This is a genomic window from Actinoplanes sp. URMC 104, assembly GCF_051386375.1.
In the GTDB taxonomy this organism is placed as follows: Bacteria; Actinomycetota; Actinomycetes; order Mycobacteriales; family Micromonosporaceae; genus Actinoplanes.
Window position 1 is genome coordinate 1,678,582 of the sequence record NZ_JBPQTO010000002.1, and the last position, 16,420, is coordinate 1,695,001.

The window sequence follows — 16,420 nt, forward strand, 5'->3', positions numbered from 1 at the left end:
GGACCGACGCGCCTGAAGCAGGGGCCACCGAGCTCGGAGCGGCGGGCGACGCGCCCGAGGCTGCGTCGGCGGGCGGCGGCGCGGTCGCGGGAGCCGGAGCCGCGGCCGGACCGGGAGCGGGGGTTGCGGCCGGCTCGGTTCGGCCGGTCGGGCCGGAAGGGGCGGGCGACGTGGGTTCCACCCACCCATTGTTAACCATGTCGCCGGGGCGGGACTTTGCGCGTCCGCGCGTGTGAGGATCGGTGCATTCACCCCGCATCGTCGCGAGGAGGCGCCCATGCCCGCACGGGTCCCGCAGGATCTCGACCGCAACATCGCCCTCGACCTGGTCCGTGTCACGGAGGCGGCCGCGATGGCCGCCGGTCGCTGGGTCGGGCGCGGCGACAAGAACGGCGGAGACGGCGCGGCCGTCGACGCCATGCGCAAGCTGATCAACTCGATCCAGATGCGCGGCACCGTGGTGATCGGGGAGGGCGAGAAGGACGAGGCGCCCATGCTGTTCAACGGCGAACGCGTCGGCGACGGCACCGGCCCCGAGGTCGACGTGGCGGTGGACCCGATCGACGGCACGACGCTGATGAGCAAGGGCATGCCCGGCGCCGTGGCGGTGCTGGCAGTGGCCGAGCGCGGCGCGATGTTCGACCCCAGCGCCGTCTTCTACATGGAGAAGATCGCCGTCGGGCCGGACTGCGCCGACGTCGTCGACATCAACGCCGGCACCAAGGAGAACCTGCGCCGCATCGCCAAGGCGAAGCGGTCGAGCATCTCGGACGTGACGGTCTGCATCCTCGACCGGCCCCGGCACGCCCAGCTGGTCGAGGAGGTGCGCCAGGCCGGCGCGACCATCAAGTTCATCTCGGACGGCGACATCGCCGGGGCGATCTCGGCGGCCCGGCTCGAGTCCGACGTGGATGTGCTGATGGGCATCGGCGGCACGCCCGAGGGCATCACCGCCGCCTGCGCGCTCAAGTGCCTGGGCGGCATGATCCAGGCGAAGCTGTGGCCGCAGGACGCGGCCGAGCGCGACAAGGCGCTGGCGGCCGGGCACGACCTCGACCGGGTGCTCACGACCGACGACCTGGTCACCGGCGACAACTGCTTCTTCGTGGCCACCGGCGTCACCTCGGGCGACCTGCTCAAGGGCGTGCGATACCGCTCGGGCGGCGCGCACACCCAGTCGATCGTCATGCGGTCCAAGAGCGGCACGATCCGCGTGATCGACTCGTACCACCGGCTCGAGAAGCTCGCGATGTACTCGGCGGTCGACTTCGACGGGCACCTGCCGACGGTCCCGCTCGGCGAGGGCGACCCGGTCATCTGAAAATGAGAGAAAGCTGAGGGAGGCCCGTCCGCTTGGCGGGCCTCGACTCCGCCTGGAACTATCGAAAGATGAGTTACGGGACGGACACGCGAGCCGACGCAGAGGCCAAGTTCGGCACCGACGCGTTCTACGCGTCGCTCGGCCGGGCCTTCGTGACCATGTGCGCGGTCATCCCGGTGCTGTTCCTCATCGAGGCGATCGACGTCGGCGTCGGCGCGGGCCAGCTCGACGTCGCGGGCGGCATCATCCCGCGCCGCGTCGACGGCCTCGACGGCGTGCTGTTCAGCCCGTTCCTGCACGCCGGGTGGGACCACCTCTACGGCAACGCGGTGCCGCTGATCCTGGTGGGCACGTTCGCGCTGGCCGGCGGCACCAAGCGGTTCATCTGGTCGACGTTTGTGATCATGCTGGTGAGCGGGCTGGGCGTCTGGTTCGTCGGCGACCCGCAGAGCGTGGTCGTGGGCGCCAGCGGCGTGATCTTCGGCTATCTGGGCCTGCTGCTCACCCGGGGTCTGGTCGAGCGCTCCTGGTGGAACCTGGGCGTGGCCGCGTTCATCGGGCTTCTGTACTGGTACCAGCTCTACAACATCCTGCCGACCGACCAGCCGATCTCGTGGCAGGGGCACGCGCTCGGCCTGCTCGGCGGCGCCATCGCGGCGATCCTGTTCCGCCGCAAGCGGCCGCGGGCGCCGAAACTCGACGCCACCCTGGGCTTCTAGCGAGGCTCCTGGCGCAGCTTCCGGACGGCCGCCTTGATCGCCGGCCGGAAGGTGGAGAGCTGGGTGTAGACGCCGGGGTATCCGTCGCGGGCGCAGCCCAGCCCCCAGCTCACGATCCCCACCTGCACCCACTCGCCGCGCCGGCCGCGGCCCACCATCGGCCCGCCGCTGTCGCCCTGGCACGTGTCGACGCCGGGTAAGCCGGCGCAGATCTGCTCGTCCGGCACGAGCTTCACACCCGCTTTCCCGTACGCCTCCAGGCACTTCGCGTCCGGCACGACGGGCACGGCCGCGTAGTGCAGGCGCTGCTCCTGCTGCAGGGAGTCCTCGCGCGTCTGGCCCCAGCCCATCACCACGTAGCGCCCGTCGCCCACCGGCTCCTTGGCGATCCGCAGCGTCGGCAGGTGCAGGGGGCGGTCGAGCCGGATGACCGCCCAGTCGTCGCCGCGCGTCTCGTCGACGAAGCCCTCGGCACGGACAACCCGCTCGGACCGCGCGGTCTGGGCGCCGCGCGCCGTCAGGTCCGCAACCCCGGCGGTGACCAGGATGCTGTCGTTGCGGCCGGTGCCGTCGACACAGTGCCCGGCGGTGAGCACCACGCGGGGCTCGATCAGCGCGCCGCCGCAGCCCATCGACAGGCGTACCGCCCAGGGGAACTTGCCCTGCGGCGCGACCAGGCCACCGACCACGGGGCGGGCCGTGTCCCCGGCGTGCGCGGGGATGCCGTCGGTCGCCAGCACCGCGGCCAGGACCCCGGCCACCACCAGCGAAACGACATTTCGGGCCATACGGATAATTTGACCACAACAGAACGGGCCGCGCGGTTAGCCGCGCGGCCCGTCCGATGATGCCTGCCGGCTTTAGTACCAGCCGGTGTCCTGCGAGTGGCCCCACGCGCCACAGGGGGTGTCGTAGCGACCCTCGATGTAGCCCAGGCCCCACTTGATCTGGGTGGCCGGGTTGGTCCGCCAGTCGCTCGCGACCGAGGCCATCTTCTTGCCCGGCAGCGCCTGCGGGATGCCGTACGCGCCCGAGCTGGGGTTCTCGGCCTCCGGGTTCCAGCCGCTCTCCTTCTTCCACAGCTTGTCGAGGCACGGGAACTGGGAGATCTTGAAGCCCTCCTCGAGCATGAGGGCGCAGCCGATCTCGCGGGTTCCGCTGTACTCGCTGCAGGAGGCGGGGATGTCGCCGGTGTACTCGGTCGATCCGCCGCCCGAGGACGACCCACCGCCGGAGGACTCCTCGGCGGCCTCTTCTTCGGCCTTCTTCTTCGCCGCGGCGGCAGCGGCGGCCTTGGCGGCGGCCGCCTTCTGGGCGATGGCCTTGCGCTCGGCGGTGTGCGCCTTGCCGGCGGCAACCTTGGCGGCAGCGGCAGCCTTCTCGGCCGCGTTGACCGCCGCCTCCCGCTGCGCCGCGCGCGCGGCGGCGTGCTCGGCCTGTCGTTGCTTCAGCAGCTGGGAGTCGTCGACGGCGATCTGCGCGACGACGCTCGCTTCCGCGCTCTGCTGCTGGACTTCCCGGTCCGTTCCGAGGTAGACACCGCCGGCTGCGCCCGCTACCAGCAGGCCGACCGCGGTCACTCGTACTCCGACCCGGCTCCAGAGCCGATTCACGAAGTATCCCTTCGTCGGGGGCAAGGGCGCGGCACGGCCACCGGGGGATTGGTGGTGAATCCATGTCGCAAGCACCCGCGACCGCTCGGGCCGGCACACCGATCGCAGTCGATCTCCATCGTCGGCGGTCACGCGTGGCGCTCGTCAGCCACCATGGCTCACCGTGAAGTGGATGTGAAATGACGACGCGGTGTTGTGAACTTGCTCACAACAATTTCCCGCTCAAACCGGGTGAAAAAGCCCGGGAATCGTGTCACTCCGGAGGGGAACCCGCACTCACAGCACGGGTTCCCCCGGCTACTCAGAGTGGAATCTCCTCGAGCAGGTCGGTAACCACCTCGGCGATGGGCGACCGCTCGGAACGGGTCAGCGTCACGTGGGCGAAGATCGGGTGCCCCTTGAGGGCCTCGATCACCGCCGTGACGCCGTCGTGCCGGCCGACGCGCAGGTTGTCGCGCTGGGCGACGTCGTGAGTGAGAACGACCCGCGACCCCTGCCCGATGCGGGACAGCACAGTCAGCAGCACGTTGCGCTCGAGCGACTGGGCCTCGTCGACGATCACGAACGCGTCGTGCAGGCTGCGCCCGCGGATGTGGGTCAGCGGGAGGACCTCGAGCATCCCGCGGGCCATGACCTCCTCCACCACATTGGCGTGCACGACCGCGCCGAGCGTGTCGAAGACGGCCTGCGCCCAGGGCGACATCTTCTCGTTCTCGGTGCCGGGCAGATAGCCCAGCTCCTGGCCGCCCACGGCGTACAGCGGACGGAAGACGATGACCTTCTTGTGGCGGTTGCGTTCCATGGTCGCCTCGAGGCCGGCGCTCAGCGCGAGCGCCGACTTGCCCGTGCCGGCCCGGCCGCCCAGCGACACGATGCCGATCGACTCGTCCAGCAGCAGGTCGAGCGCCACCCGCTGCTCGGCGGAGCGGCCCCGCAGGCCGAACGCGTCCCGGTCACCGCGCACCAGCCGGACGGTCTTGTCGGGGCTGACCCGGCCGAGCGCGGACCCGCGGGACGAGTGGATCACCAGGCCGGTGTGGCAGGGCAGGTGCGCGACCTCCTCGAGCTCCAGCTCCTCCCCGCCGTACAGCGCGTTCACCTGCTCCTCGCCGAGCGTCAGGTCGGCCATGCCCGTCCAGGTGGGGTCGCTGGCCTGCCCGTGGCGGTACTCGTCGGCGCTCAGGCCCACCGACGCGGCCTTGACCCGCAGCGGCATGTCCTTGCTGACCAGCGTGACGTCGCGCCCCTCCGCGGCGAGCCCGAGGGCCACCGACAGGATGCGGGTGTCGTTCGAGTCGTTCCGGAACCCCAGCGGCAGCACGCTCTGGTCGGCGTGGTTGAGCTCGACCCGCAGGGTGCCGCCCTCGTCGTTGCAGAGCACCGGCTGGTCGAGCCGGCCGTACTTGATCCGCAGCTCGTCGAGGATGCGCAGCGACTGCCGCGCGAACCAGCCCAGCTCGGGGTGGTGGCGTTTGCCCTCCAACTCGGAGATGACCACGAGCGGGATGACCACCTCGTGATCGGAGAACCGGCGGAACGCCGCCGGGTCGGACAGCAGGACCGAAGTGTCCAGAACGAAAACACGGCCCTCGGGGGCCGGTTCAGCGTCAGCGTGCCTGTCTCGGGACTTGCGTCCCGTTCCGGCTCGGCTCGTGGAGACTTCGGCGGCCGCGTCGGCGGAAGCGACGTCGGCGTCAGAACGGCGAGATGTCACAGGCCTGCTCCAGCGGGCGTGCAACCCGGTACGCCCGCGGTCCGCCACCTCCGGAGCCCGGTCTCGATGCACGGGGTCGGGATGCTGGGCCCCGTGGCGCACTTGTCGCAGGTCCGGGCCGGCCGGTTGGCTCGGGATGACCCCGTGCCATGACCCAAACGCTAGCGGTCAACTGCGCTACGCGGTAGTACGCAAAAACGGGTGACGAGCGACTCCCAGCTGAATTCTGTGGCATGCATCCCGACGTCCGGCGGGTAATCTGACCTCGTGGCACAGACTCCGCGTCCGACCCATCCGCTGAGCATCGACCAGGCGTGGGCGTTCACCGTCGACAACGCCTCGGCGACCACTTTCTTCTTCGACTTCGACGGCGTGCTCTCGCCCGTCACCGACGACCCCGACGCCTCCCAGCCGGCACCGGCCGTCCTCGGCGTCCTCGAGCGTCTCGCCAAGGTCGTCCAGCGGGTCGCGATCGTCTCGGCCCGCCCGGTCAGCTTCCTGCGCTCGCGGTTCTCGTCGCTGGGCGGCGTCGACCTCTACGGGCTCTACGGCCTCGAGGTCTGGCACGAGGGCGAGGTCGTCACCGAGCCGGCCGCGCTGCCCTGGGTGCCGGCCATGGCCGACCTCGCCGAGCAGGCCAAGGCCGAGCTGCCGCAGGCCGTGCTGGTGGAGTACAAGCGCCTGTCCGTGGCCCTGCACTACCGCACGGCGCCCGACCAGGCCGCCGCGGTCGAGCGCTGGGGTCACGAGCAGGCCGAGCGCCTCGGGCTGCGGGTGCAGGCGGGCCGCATGGTCGTCGAGCTCAAGCCGCCGGTCGACCAGGACAAGGGCATGGTCATCACCGAGGGCGTCCGCGACGCGGGCTGCGCGTGGTATTTCGGCGACGACATGTCCGACATCAAGGCGTTCGACGCGCTGCGCGCCCGCGAGGCGGTCGACCCGTCGTTCTTCGGCGTCGCGGTGGCGGTCGCCAACCCCGAGACCGGCGCCGAGGTGTCCAGCGCCGCCGACCTCACCCTCGACTCCCCCGACGCCGTGGCGGCCTTCCTGGCCGAGGGCCTCGAGCGCTTCTAGGCCCCGTAACGGCGCTGCCGGTTGCCGTACGACCGCAGCGCCCGCAGGAAGTCGATGCGGCGGAAATCGGGCCAGTTCGCGTCGTGGAAGTAGAACTCCGAGTGCGCCGACTGCCACAGCAGGAAGCCGGACAGCCGCTGCTCGCCGCTGGTGCGGATGACGAGGTCGGGATCGGGCTGCCCGCGGGTGTAGAGGTGCTCGGCGATGTGCTCGACGTCGAGGATCTCGGCCATCTCCTCGATCGTGCGCCCGGCCGCGGCCTGCTCGTGCAGCAGGGAACGCACCGCGTCGGCGATCTCCCGGCGCCCGCCGTAGCCGACCGCCATGTTGACCTCGACCCCGACCGTACGGTTGCGGGTCTTCTCCTGGGCCGCCTTGAGCGCGGTCGCCGTCGAGGCGGGCAGCACGTCGAGCGCGCCGACCATGCGCAGCCGCCACGGGTTGCCGTCCTCGGCCAGCTCGGTGGCGAGGTCCTCGATGATCTGGAGCAGCGGGTCGAGCTCTGCCGCCGGGCGGCGCAGGTTGTCGGTGGCCAGCAGATAGAGCGTGACGTGCTTGATGCCGGCCTGGTCGCACCAGGTGAGCAGCTCCTTGACCCGGGCCGCGCCGACGCGGTGGCCGTCGTTGGGGTCGACGAAGCCCATCTCGCGGGCCCAGCGGCGGTTGCCGTCACACATGACACCGACGTGCCGGGGCACGGGCTTGCCGGCCAGCTTGCCGGCCAGCCGCCGCTCGTACACGCGGTAGAACGGAGTAATGATCAACGACCGCAGACTCATCGCCTCAAACCCTAGTCCTCGCGGGTAGCGACTCAAGGGGTGGCCGGGTGACGGTGACCCAACCGGGAGGCGATGCGCCCGATCGTGCGAACGTCGAAAACTCCGTCACCGAGGCCGAGTTCCACCATCCGGTCGAAGACCGCGCCGTTCCGGGCAGCCGCGTCGACCGCGGCGTCGACCACGCGCGGCTGTTTGGAGAGCCAGGCCGCGAACCCCGAGTGCCGCAGGTGCCGGCCGAGCCGCCGGCGCAGCGCGGTGCGGTAGCGGCCGGCGACGTCGTGCGCCCCGGTCGCGGCGGCCGCACCCGCGAGCGCACCGGAGAGGACGGCGTAGAAGATGCCCTCGCCGGTGAACGGGTTGATCAGCGAGAGCGCGTCGCCGGCCAGCAGCACGCGTCCGGCGGCGGGCGACGGCCGGTGGGTGGACAGCGGCAGGTGGTGCCCGCGCACGCCGGTCGGCTCCCCCGTCGGCAACAGCTGCTGCAGGCGATCAAGCAGGTACGCGCGGGAGAGCGGCTCGCCGCGCAGCACCTCGCCGTACCCGACGTTGGCCGTGCCGTCGCCGAGCGGGAACTCCCAGGCGTACGCCGGCCAGCGCTGCCGCGTCGTGACGATGACCTGCTCGGTGGTGTTGGCGGTCGGCGCGTACCCCCGGATCGCGATCGCCAGGTGGCCGGGCGGGTTGGCGTCGTTGCCGAGCGCCCGCCGCACCACCGACCCGGCCCCGTCCGCGCCGATCACCACGGCCGCGCGGTACTGGTCGTCGATCGTGACGCCGTCCCGGTCCGGGCGCACCGACCGTACGGTGTGCCGCCGCAGCTCCGCTCCCGCGCCGACGGCCGCCCGCACCAGCCGTTCGTCGAAGACCCGCCGCGGCACGGTGTGCGCCGGCCTCGGCAGCGGGCGGGCCACCGCCGTACCGCCCGGGGCGACCAGCCGCAGCCGCTCGATCGCCGGATGGCCGTCGGTGACCCCGCGCACGCCGAGTCCATGCAGGACGGTCACCGCCTCGGCCGCGATGCCGTCGCCGCACGGCTTGTCGCGCGGGAAGTCGGCGCGGTCGAGCAGCAGCACCGTGGCCCCCGCACGACGCGCCGCCAGCGCCGCCGCCGACCCGGCCGGCCCGGCGCCGACGATCGCGACATCGAACAGGTGCATGCCGCGAATCTACGGTGATCAGCAGCGAGACGGCATCCCGACCGTCCGGGGCACTCAGAAGGCGATCTCGCCGTGGCGCTCGACGAACCGGCCGGATCCGTGGCCGGGGCCCTCGGTGGCGAGCGCGACGATCGCGTCGGTGCCCTCGGTGACGGTCTGCGGGCCGGAGTTGCCGTTGAAGTCCGTCGCGGTGTAGCCGGGGTCGGCGGCGTTGATGCGGATGTCCGGCAGAGCCTTGGCGTACTGGGTCGTCAGCATGGTCAGCGCCGCCTTCGACGAGGTGTACGCCGGGAAGACGGCCTTCGACTCGGGCCGCGACGGGTCGTGCGTGGCCGCCAGCGACCCCATCCCGCTGCTCACGTTGACGACCACGGGGTCGGCCGAGCGCCGCAGCAGCGGCAGGAACGCCTCGGTGGTGCGCACCACGCCGACCACGTTGACCTCGAGCACCTCGCGCATGTCGGCGACGCTCGTGGAGCCGTACGTGCCCGGGATGCCGGCGTTGTTGATCAATACGTCGATGTGGCCCTCGTGCTGCTCCACGTCGGCGACCGCGGCGGCGACCGAGGCGTCGTCGGTGACGTCGATCCGGACGAACCGGGCGCCGAGCTGCTCGGCTGCCGCGGCTCCCCGGACGGCGTCGCGGGCGCCCAGCAGCACGGTGTGACCGCTCTCGAGGAGGCGGCGGGCGGTCTCGTAGCCGAGGCCCTTGTTGGCCCCGGTGATGAAGGTGATCGTCATGCGTCCCATCGTCGGTCGGCCCGCCGCGGCCGGCCAGGGAAGACTGTTACCACCCTCGCCCGCCGCCCGCGCGCAACAATCGGACCATGACTTCGGAACTCGGAGCGACCCTGCGGGCCTGGCGCGACCGGCTCTCCCCCGCCGAGGTGGGCCTGCCCGACGGCCACGGGCGGCGGGCGGCCGGGCTGCGCCGCGAGGAGCTCGCCGGGCTGGCGGGCATCTCGGTCGACTACGTCGTACGGCTCGAGCAGGGCCGCTTCGTCACCCCGTCGGCCCAGGTCGTCGCCGCCCTCGCACGGGCGCTGCAGCTCAGTGCCGCCGAGCGGGACCACCTGTACCGGCTGGCCGGCATCGCGCCGCCGGCCGACATCTCCGACCACATCCCGCCCGGTCTGCAGCGCATGCTGGGGCGGCTCGGCGACACCGCCGCCGTCGCCGTGTTCGCGGCGGACTGGCAACTGATCCGGTGGAACCGCGGCTGGGCGGCGCTGCTCGGCGACCCGTCCGTGGTGCCGTCCGCGCTGCGCAACTTCGCCCGCGACAGCTTCCCGGCCGACGGCGCCGCCCCGCACCTGTCGCAGTGGCCGGTGACGTCGTTGTCGCGGGACACGACCGAGGCCGCCATCGTCTCGGACCTGCGCCGCGCGACCGGCCGTTTCCCCAACGACCGCCGCCTGACCGCCCTGGTCCGCGAGCTGACCCGGACCAACCGCCGGTTCGCCGAGCTCTGGTCCACCGGCGCCGTGGGCGCCCACCGCGAGGACCACAAGATCATCCAGCACCCGTCGGTCGGCCCGATCGCCGTCGACTGCGACGTGCTGAGCGACGGCGACGCCGAGCTCAAGCTCGTGGTCCTCACCGCCGCCGTCGGCAGCGAGGACGAGACCAAGCTGCGCCTGGCCCTGGTCTCCGGCGTCCCGCAGGCGACGGCCGGCTAGCCGGTTTCTGCCGCACCGGCGGCGCGGTGCAGGGCGTACCAGGTGAGCAGGGCGGCGGCCAGCAGTGGGGCGCCGTCGCGGATCAGGCCGTCGACGCCGAGCAGGAAGTAGCAGAGCGGCAGGTCCCAGGCGAGCACGAAGACGGTGAGCCAGCCCAGGTAGCGCCGGGCGCCCGCCCTGCCGCGCAGCAGGAAGAAGGTGCCGAGCAGCACCGCGTAGCTGACGCCGATGCCCAGCGCCAGCCAGAGCAGCACGGCCGGCAGCCACTCCGGACGGTCGCGCAGCTCACCGAACGAGATGAGGCACGGCACGAGCATGAGCGGGCTGTAGGTGAACGCGGCGAGACGCGCGGTCAGCAGCCAGCCGGTGACGGGGGCACGGCGGGGTGCGGCCTCCTGCAGGGCGACGCCCGAGCGGGTCAGCACCAGGCGGTTCGGGTGGCGGACGAGATGCTCGCGCACCACCGGGTGGCGATAGAGCAGCGCCACCACGGCGACGCACAGCAGCACCAGCACCGCGAAGCCCGCCACGCCCGGCAGCGGCGGCAGGCCCGAGCGCGGCACGACGAGCCGGCCCACCGCGAAGACCGTCGTGACGGCCAGGATCAGCCCCAGCGGACGGGCGGCGGCGCGGTTGCGGCGTACCTGGCGGATCAGCAGCAGCCAGCCCAGCGTGCGCAGCAGCGCCCAGCCGGTGCGCACCGCGAGACCGAAGCCGTGCTCGGGGGCGTACGAGTAATTCATCACCTCGACCACGACGGTCGCCGCGGCCGTCGCGATCAGCAGGGCGGTCAGCGCGCGCAAGGCCCGTGGCCGCCCCGCTTCGATCGTCACCTACGCGAGATACCCGATCGGCGCGCGCGTCATTCCGCGAGGCGGGCGCGCAACGCGTCCAGCTCGGCCCACAACACGGTGGGCAGCTTGTCGCCGAACTTCGTGAACCACTCGGTGACCTGCGGGATCTCCGCCAGCCACTCCTCACGGTCGACCCGCAGCACGGCCTCGAGGTCGGCGTCGGACAGCTCGAGGCCGGTACGGTCGATCGCCGCCGGGGTGGGCACGTGGCCGATCGGGGTCTCGACCGCCTCGCCGGTGCCGTCGAGCCGCTCGGCGATCCACTTGAGAACGCGGCTGTTCTCGCCGAAGCCCGGCCACAGGAACCGGCCGTCGTCGCCGCGGCGGAACCAGTTGACGTAGAAGACCCTGGGTAGCGACAGCGCGTCGCCGGGCGCGCCCTTGGCCATGTCGATCCAGTGCTGGAAGTAGTCGCCCGCGTGGTAGCCGATGAACGGCAGCATCGCCATCGGGTCGCGGCGCACGACGCCGACCTGGCCGACCGCCGCGGCGGTGGTCTCGCTCGACAGCGTGGCGCCCAGATAGACGCCGTGCACCCAGTCGCGGGCCTCGGTGACCAGCGGGATCGTGGTCTTGCGGCGGCCGCCGAACAGGATCGCGTCGATCGGCACGCCGCGCGGGTCGTGGTATTCGTCGGCGAGGATCGGGCACTGCTCGATGGGCGTGCAGAACCGGCTGTTGGGGTGGCTCGACGGAGTCGGCGAGCCGGGGGTCCAGTCCTCGCCGCGCCAGGAGGTCAGGTGGGCCGGCGGCGTGCCCATGCCCTCCCACCACACGTCGCCGTCGTCGGTCAGCGCCACGTTGGTGAAGACCGAGTTGCCGCGGGCCAGCGTGCGCATGGCGTTCGGGTTGGTGTGGAAGTCGGTGCCGGGCGCCACGCCGAACAGGCCGAACTCGGGGTTGGTGGCCCACAGCCTGCCGTCGGGGCCGAACCGCATCCACGCGATGTCGTCGCCGACCGTCTCGACCTTCCAGCCGGGCAGCGTCGGCTCGAGCATCGCGAGGTTGGTCTTGCCGCACGCCGACGGGAACGCGCCGGCGATGTAGCGGACCCGGCCCTCGGGCGAGGTCAGCTTCATGATGAGCATGTGCTCGGCGAGCCAGCCCTCGTCGCGGGCGGCCACGCTGGCGATCCGCAGCGCGTAGCACTTCTTGCCCAGCAGCGAGTTGCCGCCGTACCCGGAGCCGTACGACCAGATCTCGCGGGTCTCGGGGAAGTGCGAGATGTACTTGGTCTCGTTGCACGGCCAGGCGACGTCCTGCTGTCCGGGCTCGAGCGGCGCGCCGACCGAGTGCAGCGCGGGCACGAAGTCGGCGTCGTCGCCCATCGCCTCGAGCACCGCGGTTCCCATCCGCGTCATGATCCGCATGCTGGCCACGACGTACGGGCTGTCGGTCAGCTCCACGCCGAACATCGGTCGCTCGGCGTCGAGCGGGCCCATGCAGAACGGCACCACGTACATCGTGCGGCCGCGCATGCAGCCCCGGTAGAGCGCGGTCATCGTCGCCTTCATCCGCGCCGGATCCATCCAGTTGTTGGTGGGACCGGCGTCGGCCTCGTCGGCGGAGCAGATGAACGTGCGCTCCTCGACCCGGGCGACGTCGCCGGGGTCGGTGCGGGCCCAGAAGGAGTTGGGCTTCCTGACGGGGTCGAGGCGCACGAGCGAGCCGGACTCGACCAGCGCGTCGGTGAGCGTGGTCCACTCGTCCTGCGATCCGTCGCACCAGACGATGCGCTCGGGGGTGGTCAGGGCGGCGATCTCGTCGATCCAGGCCAGCAGGCGGCCGTGCGACGTGGGGGCGTGGGTGGGGACGGTTGCGGTCAAAGCGATCTCCTTCGGTCGGCGCTGACCAATGACCACGGGGAGCCGTGGCCGGCGCCGGGGTCTTGGGGAGTGCGCTCAGACTAAGCCGCAGACACGTTCAGTTCATCGGCCGTTGCTGTGGATAACCGCACAATCTTTGGCACTCCTGCGCATCCACGATCGATTCTTCGCCGTACGGCGCAGTTCCGCGCAAATGCCGGGGCGCGCCCGAGCCCATGCCGACTTGGGCAAAGCGGACTTAACAGCCTAAGCTTGCTGGTAACGGGCTTTCCTCTTACTCCCGCCGTAGGAGGCAGGAATGACGATCCCGGGCAGCGAGCCGGACGGCAGCCCCGAGCCACCGGACACCGACCTGCTGGCCGCCGTCCGGGCGGGCGACACCGCGGCGTACGGCACGCTCTTCCAACGGCATCGGGCGGCTGCGCGCCAGTTGGCGTACGGGCTGGCCAGCGACCCGGCCGACGTGGACGACCTGGTCGCCGAGACGTTCGCCAAGGTGTTCGCCTCGCTGCGCGCCGGCCGGGGCCCGCTGGTCGCCTTCCGCGCCTACCTGCACACGACCATGCGGCACGTCTGCTACCACCGGGCGCGGCGGGACCGGCGGCTCGAGTTCACCGACGACCTGACCCGGTACGACGAGGGCCAGCCCTACACCGACCCGGCGCTCGACCGGCTGGAGCGCGCATATGCGGCCGCCGCCTTCCGCCAGCTGCCCGAGCGCTGGCGCGACGTGCTGTGGCAGACCGCCGTGGAGGGCAACAGCCCCGCCGAGGTGGCCGGGATGCTCGGCATGACGCCGAACGCCGTCGCGGTGCTGGCCCACCGCGCCCGCGAGGGCCTGCGCAGCCTCTATCTGCAGCAGCACGTGACCACCGCCGAGCATCCGGAGTGCCGCTGGGCCGGCGACCGGCTCGGCGTCCACCTGCGCGGACGGCTCGCGTCGCGGGACCGCAGCCGGATGCGCGGCCACCTGGGGTGGTGCGCCGAGTGCCGCAAGCGGGTGGCGGAGATCGCCGAGATCAGCCGGATCCACCCTCCGTACCGGCAGCGTCACCATGCGGGGTCCAGCGGTTAAGACTCGCCAACGAAAACGGCGGCCCGTGACTACCCCCGGTACTCTCGCAAGCGTGCCCGAAACCTCGACGACGCAGCGCTCCGGCCTGCGCTCCCGGTTCCGGGCCCTGATCCGCGAGCTCGGCAAGTTCGGCACCGTCGGCGGCATCTCGTTCGCCATCGACACGGTGATCTTCAACGTGCTGCTCCAGTCGGGCTTCGAGACGCTCATCGCCAAGACCATCTCGACCGTCATCGCGACCACCGTCGCCTTCACGGGCAACCGGTTCTGGACCTGGCGCGACCGCGCCCACACCAACATGGCCCGGCAATACACGGTGTTCTTCGTGCTCAACGCCATAGGGCTGGGCATCGGGCTCACCTGCCTGGCGATCAGCCACTACGGTCTCGGACAGCTCTCCCCCGTCTTCCAGACCCAGCTCGCGGACAACATCTCGGGGCAGCTGGTCGGCACCGCGGCCGGCTCGCTGTTCCGTTTCTGGTCTTACCGCCGGTTCGTCTTCCCGGCCGCGGCCCCGCCGGGCACGCCGTCACGACAGGAGCACCGCGCGGCGAATGTGACGTCGCCCCCGTCCCCCGTCCGTGACACGGCGTAACAGCCCCCTCTCCCGTAAGGTTGCCCAATGCCCTCAGCTCGTGCGCTGACGGAACACGTACGCCGTCTCGCTCCCGAAGTTCTGGCGTTCGGCGTCATCGGCGCTGGTAACACGCTGCTCTACATGGCGATCACGTGGGTCGCGCTGCCGATCGGCGCGGTCAAGGCCAGCGTCATCGCCACCGTCGTGACGACCACGCTGGCGTACATCGCCAACCGGTACTGGACCTACCGCAACCACAGCCGCACCGCGCTGCGGCGGGAGTACACGCTGTTCTTCGGCTTCAACCTCGTCGGCATGGTCATCCAGTCCGGCGCCATCGCCATCGGCAAGTACGGCTTCGGCCTGACCGAGGAGCACGACGAGGTCGCGTTCATGGCCGTCACCCTGGCCGGCATCGTGGTGGCGACGGTGTTCCGCTTCTGGGCCTACCGCACGTTCGTCTTCCTCAAGCCGCCCGTCGACGGCCACGAGGCCGACCTGGCCGAGCTCGACGCGGTGGCCGGCCTGGCCGAGCTCAGCACCGAGGACGAGCCCGACGGCATCGCGCAGCTCGACGCCCGCCGCTGATCAGCCCGCGGCCCGCCGCCGGAAAAAGCCCTTCCGCTGTACGGGGATTGCGGGCTCGTCGCCGGCGTCGTCCTCGTCGTCCTCGGGGTGCCGCAGGCGGTCCTGCTCGATCAGCTCGTAGAGCAGCGTCTGCACCTGCTGGGCGCGCGGCACCGAGTTCAGGATCGCGGCCTGCTCGCCGATCGAGTCGACCCGCAGCGTGCCCGAGCCGAACAGCCGGTCCAGCGGCGACTGGCTGACCACGTGGTCGTTGACGCGGTTGAGCGGCAGGTCGCGCCGCTCGCGGGCGATGACACCGTCCTGCAGCAGGATCCGCTCGTCGGTCAGCACGTAGTGGGTGCACCGCCAGACCACGAGCGGCGCCACGCCGTACCGGACGCCCTGGTAGAGCATGATGGCGGCGACCACCGCGAACGCGATGTGCCCGCCGTCGTCGCCGGGCAGCATCACCCACGCCACGGCGGTCACGACCACCGCGAGCAGCACGAGAAACCCGGGCCGTACGGCCGCCTTCCAATGCGGATGCAGGTGAAGGACCAGCTTCTCCTCGCCCGCCAGCACTTCCTCCGGGAACGCCACGCGGTCAGCGTACGTGCAGCACGTCACCCGCCGAGACGCGATGCTGCTCGCCGTCCGCCGTCCGGACGACCAACCGGCCGTCGCCGTCCACGTCGGTCGCCTCGCCGGTCAGCGTCTCGCCCGCGGGCAGCAGCACCCGCACCTGCCGGCCGATCGTCGCGCACCCCCGCCGGTACGCCGCGAGCAGCCCCGACATCTCCGCGTCGCCGCCGGCCTCACGCCAGCCCGCGTACCACGACGCCAGCCCGCGCAGCAGCGCCCGCAGCAGCGGGTCACGGTCGGTGACGGCGGCCCCGGCCACGCGCAGCGACGTGGCGGGCAGCCCGGTCGTCTCCGGAAGCTCCTCGGCGCGGGTGCTCACGTTGAGGCCGATCCCGATCACCACCGCGTCGCCGATCGCCTCGGCCAGGATGCCGGCGCACTTGCCGCCGTCCACCAGCAGGTCGTTGGGCCACTTCAGGGACGCGTCGACCTCGGCCACCCGCTCGACGGCCTCCCGCAGCGCCACGCCAGCCAGCAGCGGCAGCCACGCGAACGCGCCCGTCTGCAGCGTCGGCCAGTTCCGCTCCGCGTCGGCGCGGCCCGGCCGCAGCAGGACACTGAGCGTGAGACCGGCGCGGGCCGGCGAGGTCCACTGACGGTCCCGGCGCCCCCGCCCGGCGGTCTGCTGCTCGGCGACGACCACCAGCCCCTCCGGGTCACCCTTGACCGCCGCGGCTGCCACGTCGGCGTTGGTGGAGGCCGTCTCGGCGCGGACGTCGATGCGCGACCACAGCGCGCCGGGCGTCACCAGCGCCCGTTCGAGCGAGCGCGGCGACAGCGGCGGGCGGTCGAGGTCGGTGAACGGCGAGGCCATCTGCCGAGC

Annotated in this window: 17 protein-coding genes; 7 read left to right on the top strand and 10 right to left on the bottom strand. The window is 71.9% G+C overall.

Translation table 11 applies throughout. From position 1 onward, the window contains the following. Nucleotides 1-277 precede the first annotated feature (277 nt). Together glpX and ACSNN8_RS08845 are read left to right on the top strand one after the other, a co-directional pair. Nucleotides 278-1,321 carry a class II fructose-bisphosphatase gene (gene glpX / locus ACSNN8_RS08840; protein WP_436648151.1) on the top strand — a complete coding sequence of 348 codons (1,044 nt, stop codon included), beginning with the start codon at nucleotides 278-280 and terminating at the stop codon, nucleotides 1,319-1,321. Between the two features lie 68 nt (nucleotides 1,322-1,389). Beyond that, nucleotides 1,390-2,040 (top strand): rhomboid family intramembrane serine protease, encoded by a 651-nt coding sequence (locus ACSNN8_RS08845; protein ID WP_436648152.1) that lies wholly within the window; start codon nucleotides 1,390-1,392, stop codon nucleotides 2,038-2,040. On the opposite strand, the gene ACSNN8_RS08850 is transcribed toward ACSNN8_RS08845, so the two are convergent. The 3 genes from ACSNN8_RS08850 to ACSNN8_RS08860 form a co-directional block, all read right to left on the bottom strand. Continuing rightward, nucleotides 2,037-2,828, bottom strand: a complete 792-nt coding sequence (locus ACSNN8_RS08850) for a S1 family peptidase (RefSeq protein ID WP_436648153.1) — start codon at nucleotides 2,826-2,828, stop codon at nucleotides 2,037-2,039. The genes ACSNN8_RS08845 and ACSNN8_RS08850 overlap by 4 nt on opposite strands. A gap of 72 nt (nucleotides 2,829-2,900) precedes the next feature. Next, complete coding sequence (locus ACSNN8_RS08855; RefSeq protein WP_436648154.1) at nucleotides 2,901-3,653, bottom strand: transglycosylase SLT domain-containing protein; 753 nt, start codon at nucleotides 3,651-3,653, stop codon at nucleotides 2,901-2,903. Between the two features lie 301 nt (nucleotides 3,654-3,954). Beyond that, nucleotides 3,955-5,367, bottom strand: coding sequence for a PhoH family protein (locus ACSNN8_RS08860; RefSeq protein ID WP_436648155.1), 1,413 nt, complete (start codon nucleotides 5,365-5,367; stop codon nucleotides 3,955-3,957). Nucleotides 5,368-5,634: 267 nt separating this feature from the next. Between ACSNN8_RS08860 and otsB the strand changes: the two genes are divergently transcribed. Beyond that, a complete protein-coding gene (gene otsB, locus ACSNN8_RS08865) occupies nucleotides 5,635-6,441 on the top strand; it encodes a trehalose-phosphatase (protein WP_436648156.1) in 807 nt (268 codons plus the stop codon). Here otsB and ACSNN8_RS08870 read toward each other — a convergent pair. From ACSNN8_RS08870 to ACSNN8_RS08880, 3 genes are read right to left on the bottom strand one after another with little or no spacing between them, the layout of a single operon-like run. Next, complete coding sequence (locus ACSNN8_RS08870) at nucleotides 6,438-7,220, bottom strand: isoprenyl transferase (RefSeq protein WP_436648157.1); 783 nt, start codon at nucleotides 7,218-7,220, stop codon at nucleotides 6,438-6,440. The genes otsB and ACSNN8_RS08870 overlap by 4 nt on opposite strands. A gap of 32 nt (nucleotides 7,221-7,252) precedes the next feature. Beyond that, nucleotides 7,253-8,377, bottom strand: a complete 1,125-nt coding sequence (locus ACSNN8_RS08875; protein ID WP_436648158.1) for an NAD(P)/FAD-dependent oxidoreductase — start codon at nucleotides 8,375-8,377, stop codon at nucleotides 7,253-7,255. A 54-nt stretch (nucleotides 8,378-8,431) separates the two neighbouring features. Then, a complete protein-coding gene (locus ACSNN8_RS08880; RefSeq protein WP_436648159.1) occupies nucleotides 8,432-9,118 on the bottom strand; it encodes an SDR family NAD(P)-dependent oxidoreductase in 687 nt (228 codons plus the stop codon). Nucleotides 9,119-9,204: 86 nt separating this feature from the next. On the opposite strand from ACSNN8_RS08880, the gene ACSNN8_RS08885 reads away from it, so the two are divergent. Next, a complete protein-coding gene (locus ACSNN8_RS08885) occupies nucleotides 9,205-10,056 on the top strand; it encodes a helix-turn-helix transcriptional regulator (RefSeq protein ID WP_436648160.1) in 852 nt (283 codons plus the stop codon). Here ACSNN8_RS08885 and ACSNN8_RS08890 read toward each other — a convergent pair. Together ACSNN8_RS08890 and ACSNN8_RS08895 are read right to left on the bottom strand one after the other, a co-directional pair. After that, on the bottom strand, nucleotides 10,053-10,889 hold the full coding sequence (locus ACSNN8_RS08890) for a hypothetical protein (RefSeq protein WP_436648161.1): 837 nt from the start codon (nucleotides 10,887-10,889) through the stop codon (nucleotides 10,053-10,055). The genes ACSNN8_RS08885 and ACSNN8_RS08890 overlap by 4 nt on opposite strands. Nucleotides 10,890-10,918: 29 nt before the next feature. Next, the gene (locus ACSNN8_RS08895) at nucleotides 10,919-12,736 is read right to left on the bottom strand and encodes a phosphoenolpyruvate carboxykinase (GTP) (protein ID WP_436648162.1); all 1,818 of its coding nucleotides are present in this window, start codon (nucleotides 12,734-12,736) and stop codon (nucleotides 10,919-10,921) included. 298 nt (nucleotides 12,737-13,034) lie between these two features. Here ACSNN8_RS08895 and ACSNN8_RS08900 point away from each other — a divergent pair, with 298 nt between their 5' ends. The 3 genes from ACSNN8_RS08900 to ACSNN8_RS08910 are packed head-to-tail and all read left to right on the top strand — an operon-like array spanning nucleotide 13,035 to nucleotide 14,976. Further along, nucleotides 13,035-13,811: a sigma-70 family RNA polymerase sigma factor gene (locus ACSNN8_RS08900; protein WP_436648163.1), complete on the top strand. Its 777-nt coding sequence runs from the start codon at nucleotides 13,035-13,037 to the stop codon at nucleotides 13,809-13,811. A 52-nt stretch (nucleotides 13,812-13,863) separates the two neighbouring features. After that, complete coding sequence (locus ACSNN8_RS08905; RefSeq protein WP_436648164.1) at nucleotides 13,864-14,406, top strand: GtrA family protein; 543 nt, start codon at nucleotides 13,864-13,866, stop codon at nucleotides 14,404-14,406. A 27-nt stretch (nucleotides 14,407-14,433) separates the two neighbouring features. Next, on the top strand, nucleotides 14,434-14,976 hold the full coding sequence (locus ACSNN8_RS08910; RefSeq protein ID WP_436648165.1) for a GtrA family protein: 543 nt from the start codon (nucleotides 14,434-14,436) through the stop codon (nucleotides 14,974-14,976). On the opposite strand, the gene ACSNN8_RS08915 is transcribed toward ACSNN8_RS08910, so the two are convergent. After that, nucleotides 14,977-15,555, bottom strand: a complete 579-nt coding sequence (locus tag ACSNN8_RS08915; RefSeq protein WP_436648166.1) for a PH domain-containing protein — start codon at nucleotides 15,553-15,555, stop codon at nucleotides 14,977-14,979. A 4-nt stretch (nucleotides 15,556-15,559) separates the two neighbouring features. After that, entirely contained in the window at nucleotides 15,560-16,411 is an 852-nt protein-coding gene (locus ACSNN8_RS08920; RefSeq protein ID WP_436648167.1) for a biotin--[acetyl-CoA-carboxylase] ligase, read from the bottom strand. Nucleotides 16,412-16,420 lie beyond the last annotated feature (9 nt).

Coding starts and splice junctions, on each gene's coding strand:
- glpX (WP_436648151.1), top strand. CDS start 278: ATGCCCGCACGGGTCCCGCAGGATCTCGACCGCAACATCGCCCTCGAC.
- ACSNN8_RS08920 (WP_436648167.1), bottom strand. CDS start 16,411: ATGGCCTCGCCGTTCACCGACCTCGACCGCCCGCCGCTGTCGCCGCGC.
- ACSNN8_RS08845 (WP_436648152.1), top strand. CDS start 1,390: ATGAGTTACGGGACGGACACGCGAGCCGACGCAGAGGCCAAGTTCGGC.
- ACSNN8_RS08870 (WP_436648157.1), bottom strand. CDS start 7,220: ATGAGTCTGCGGTCGTTGATCATTACTCCGTTCTACCGCGTGTACGAG.
- ACSNN8_RS08880 (WP_436648159.1), bottom strand. CDS start 9,118: ATGACGATCACCTTCATCACCGGGGCCAACAAGGGCCTCGGCTACGAG.
- ACSNN8_RS08850 (WP_436648153.1), bottom strand. CDS start 2,828: ATGGCCCGAAATGTCGTTTCGCTGGTGGTGGCCGGGGTCCTGGCCGCG.
- ACSNN8_RS08875 (WP_436648158.1), bottom strand. CDS start 8,377: ATGCACCTGTTCGATGTCGCGATCGTCGGCGCCGGGCCGGCCGGGTCG.
- ACSNN8_RS08885 (WP_436648160.1), top strand. CDS start 9,205: ATGACTTCGGAACTCGGAGCGACCCTGCGGGCCTGGCGCGACCGGCTC.
- ACSNN8_RS08910 (WP_436648165.1), top strand. CDS start 14,434: ATGCCCTCAGCTCGTGCGCTGACGGAACACGTACGCCGTCTCGCTCCC.
- ACSNN8_RS08900 (WP_436648163.1), top strand. CDS start 13,035: ATGACGATCCCGGGCAGCGAGCCGGACGGCAGCCCCGAGCCACCGGAC.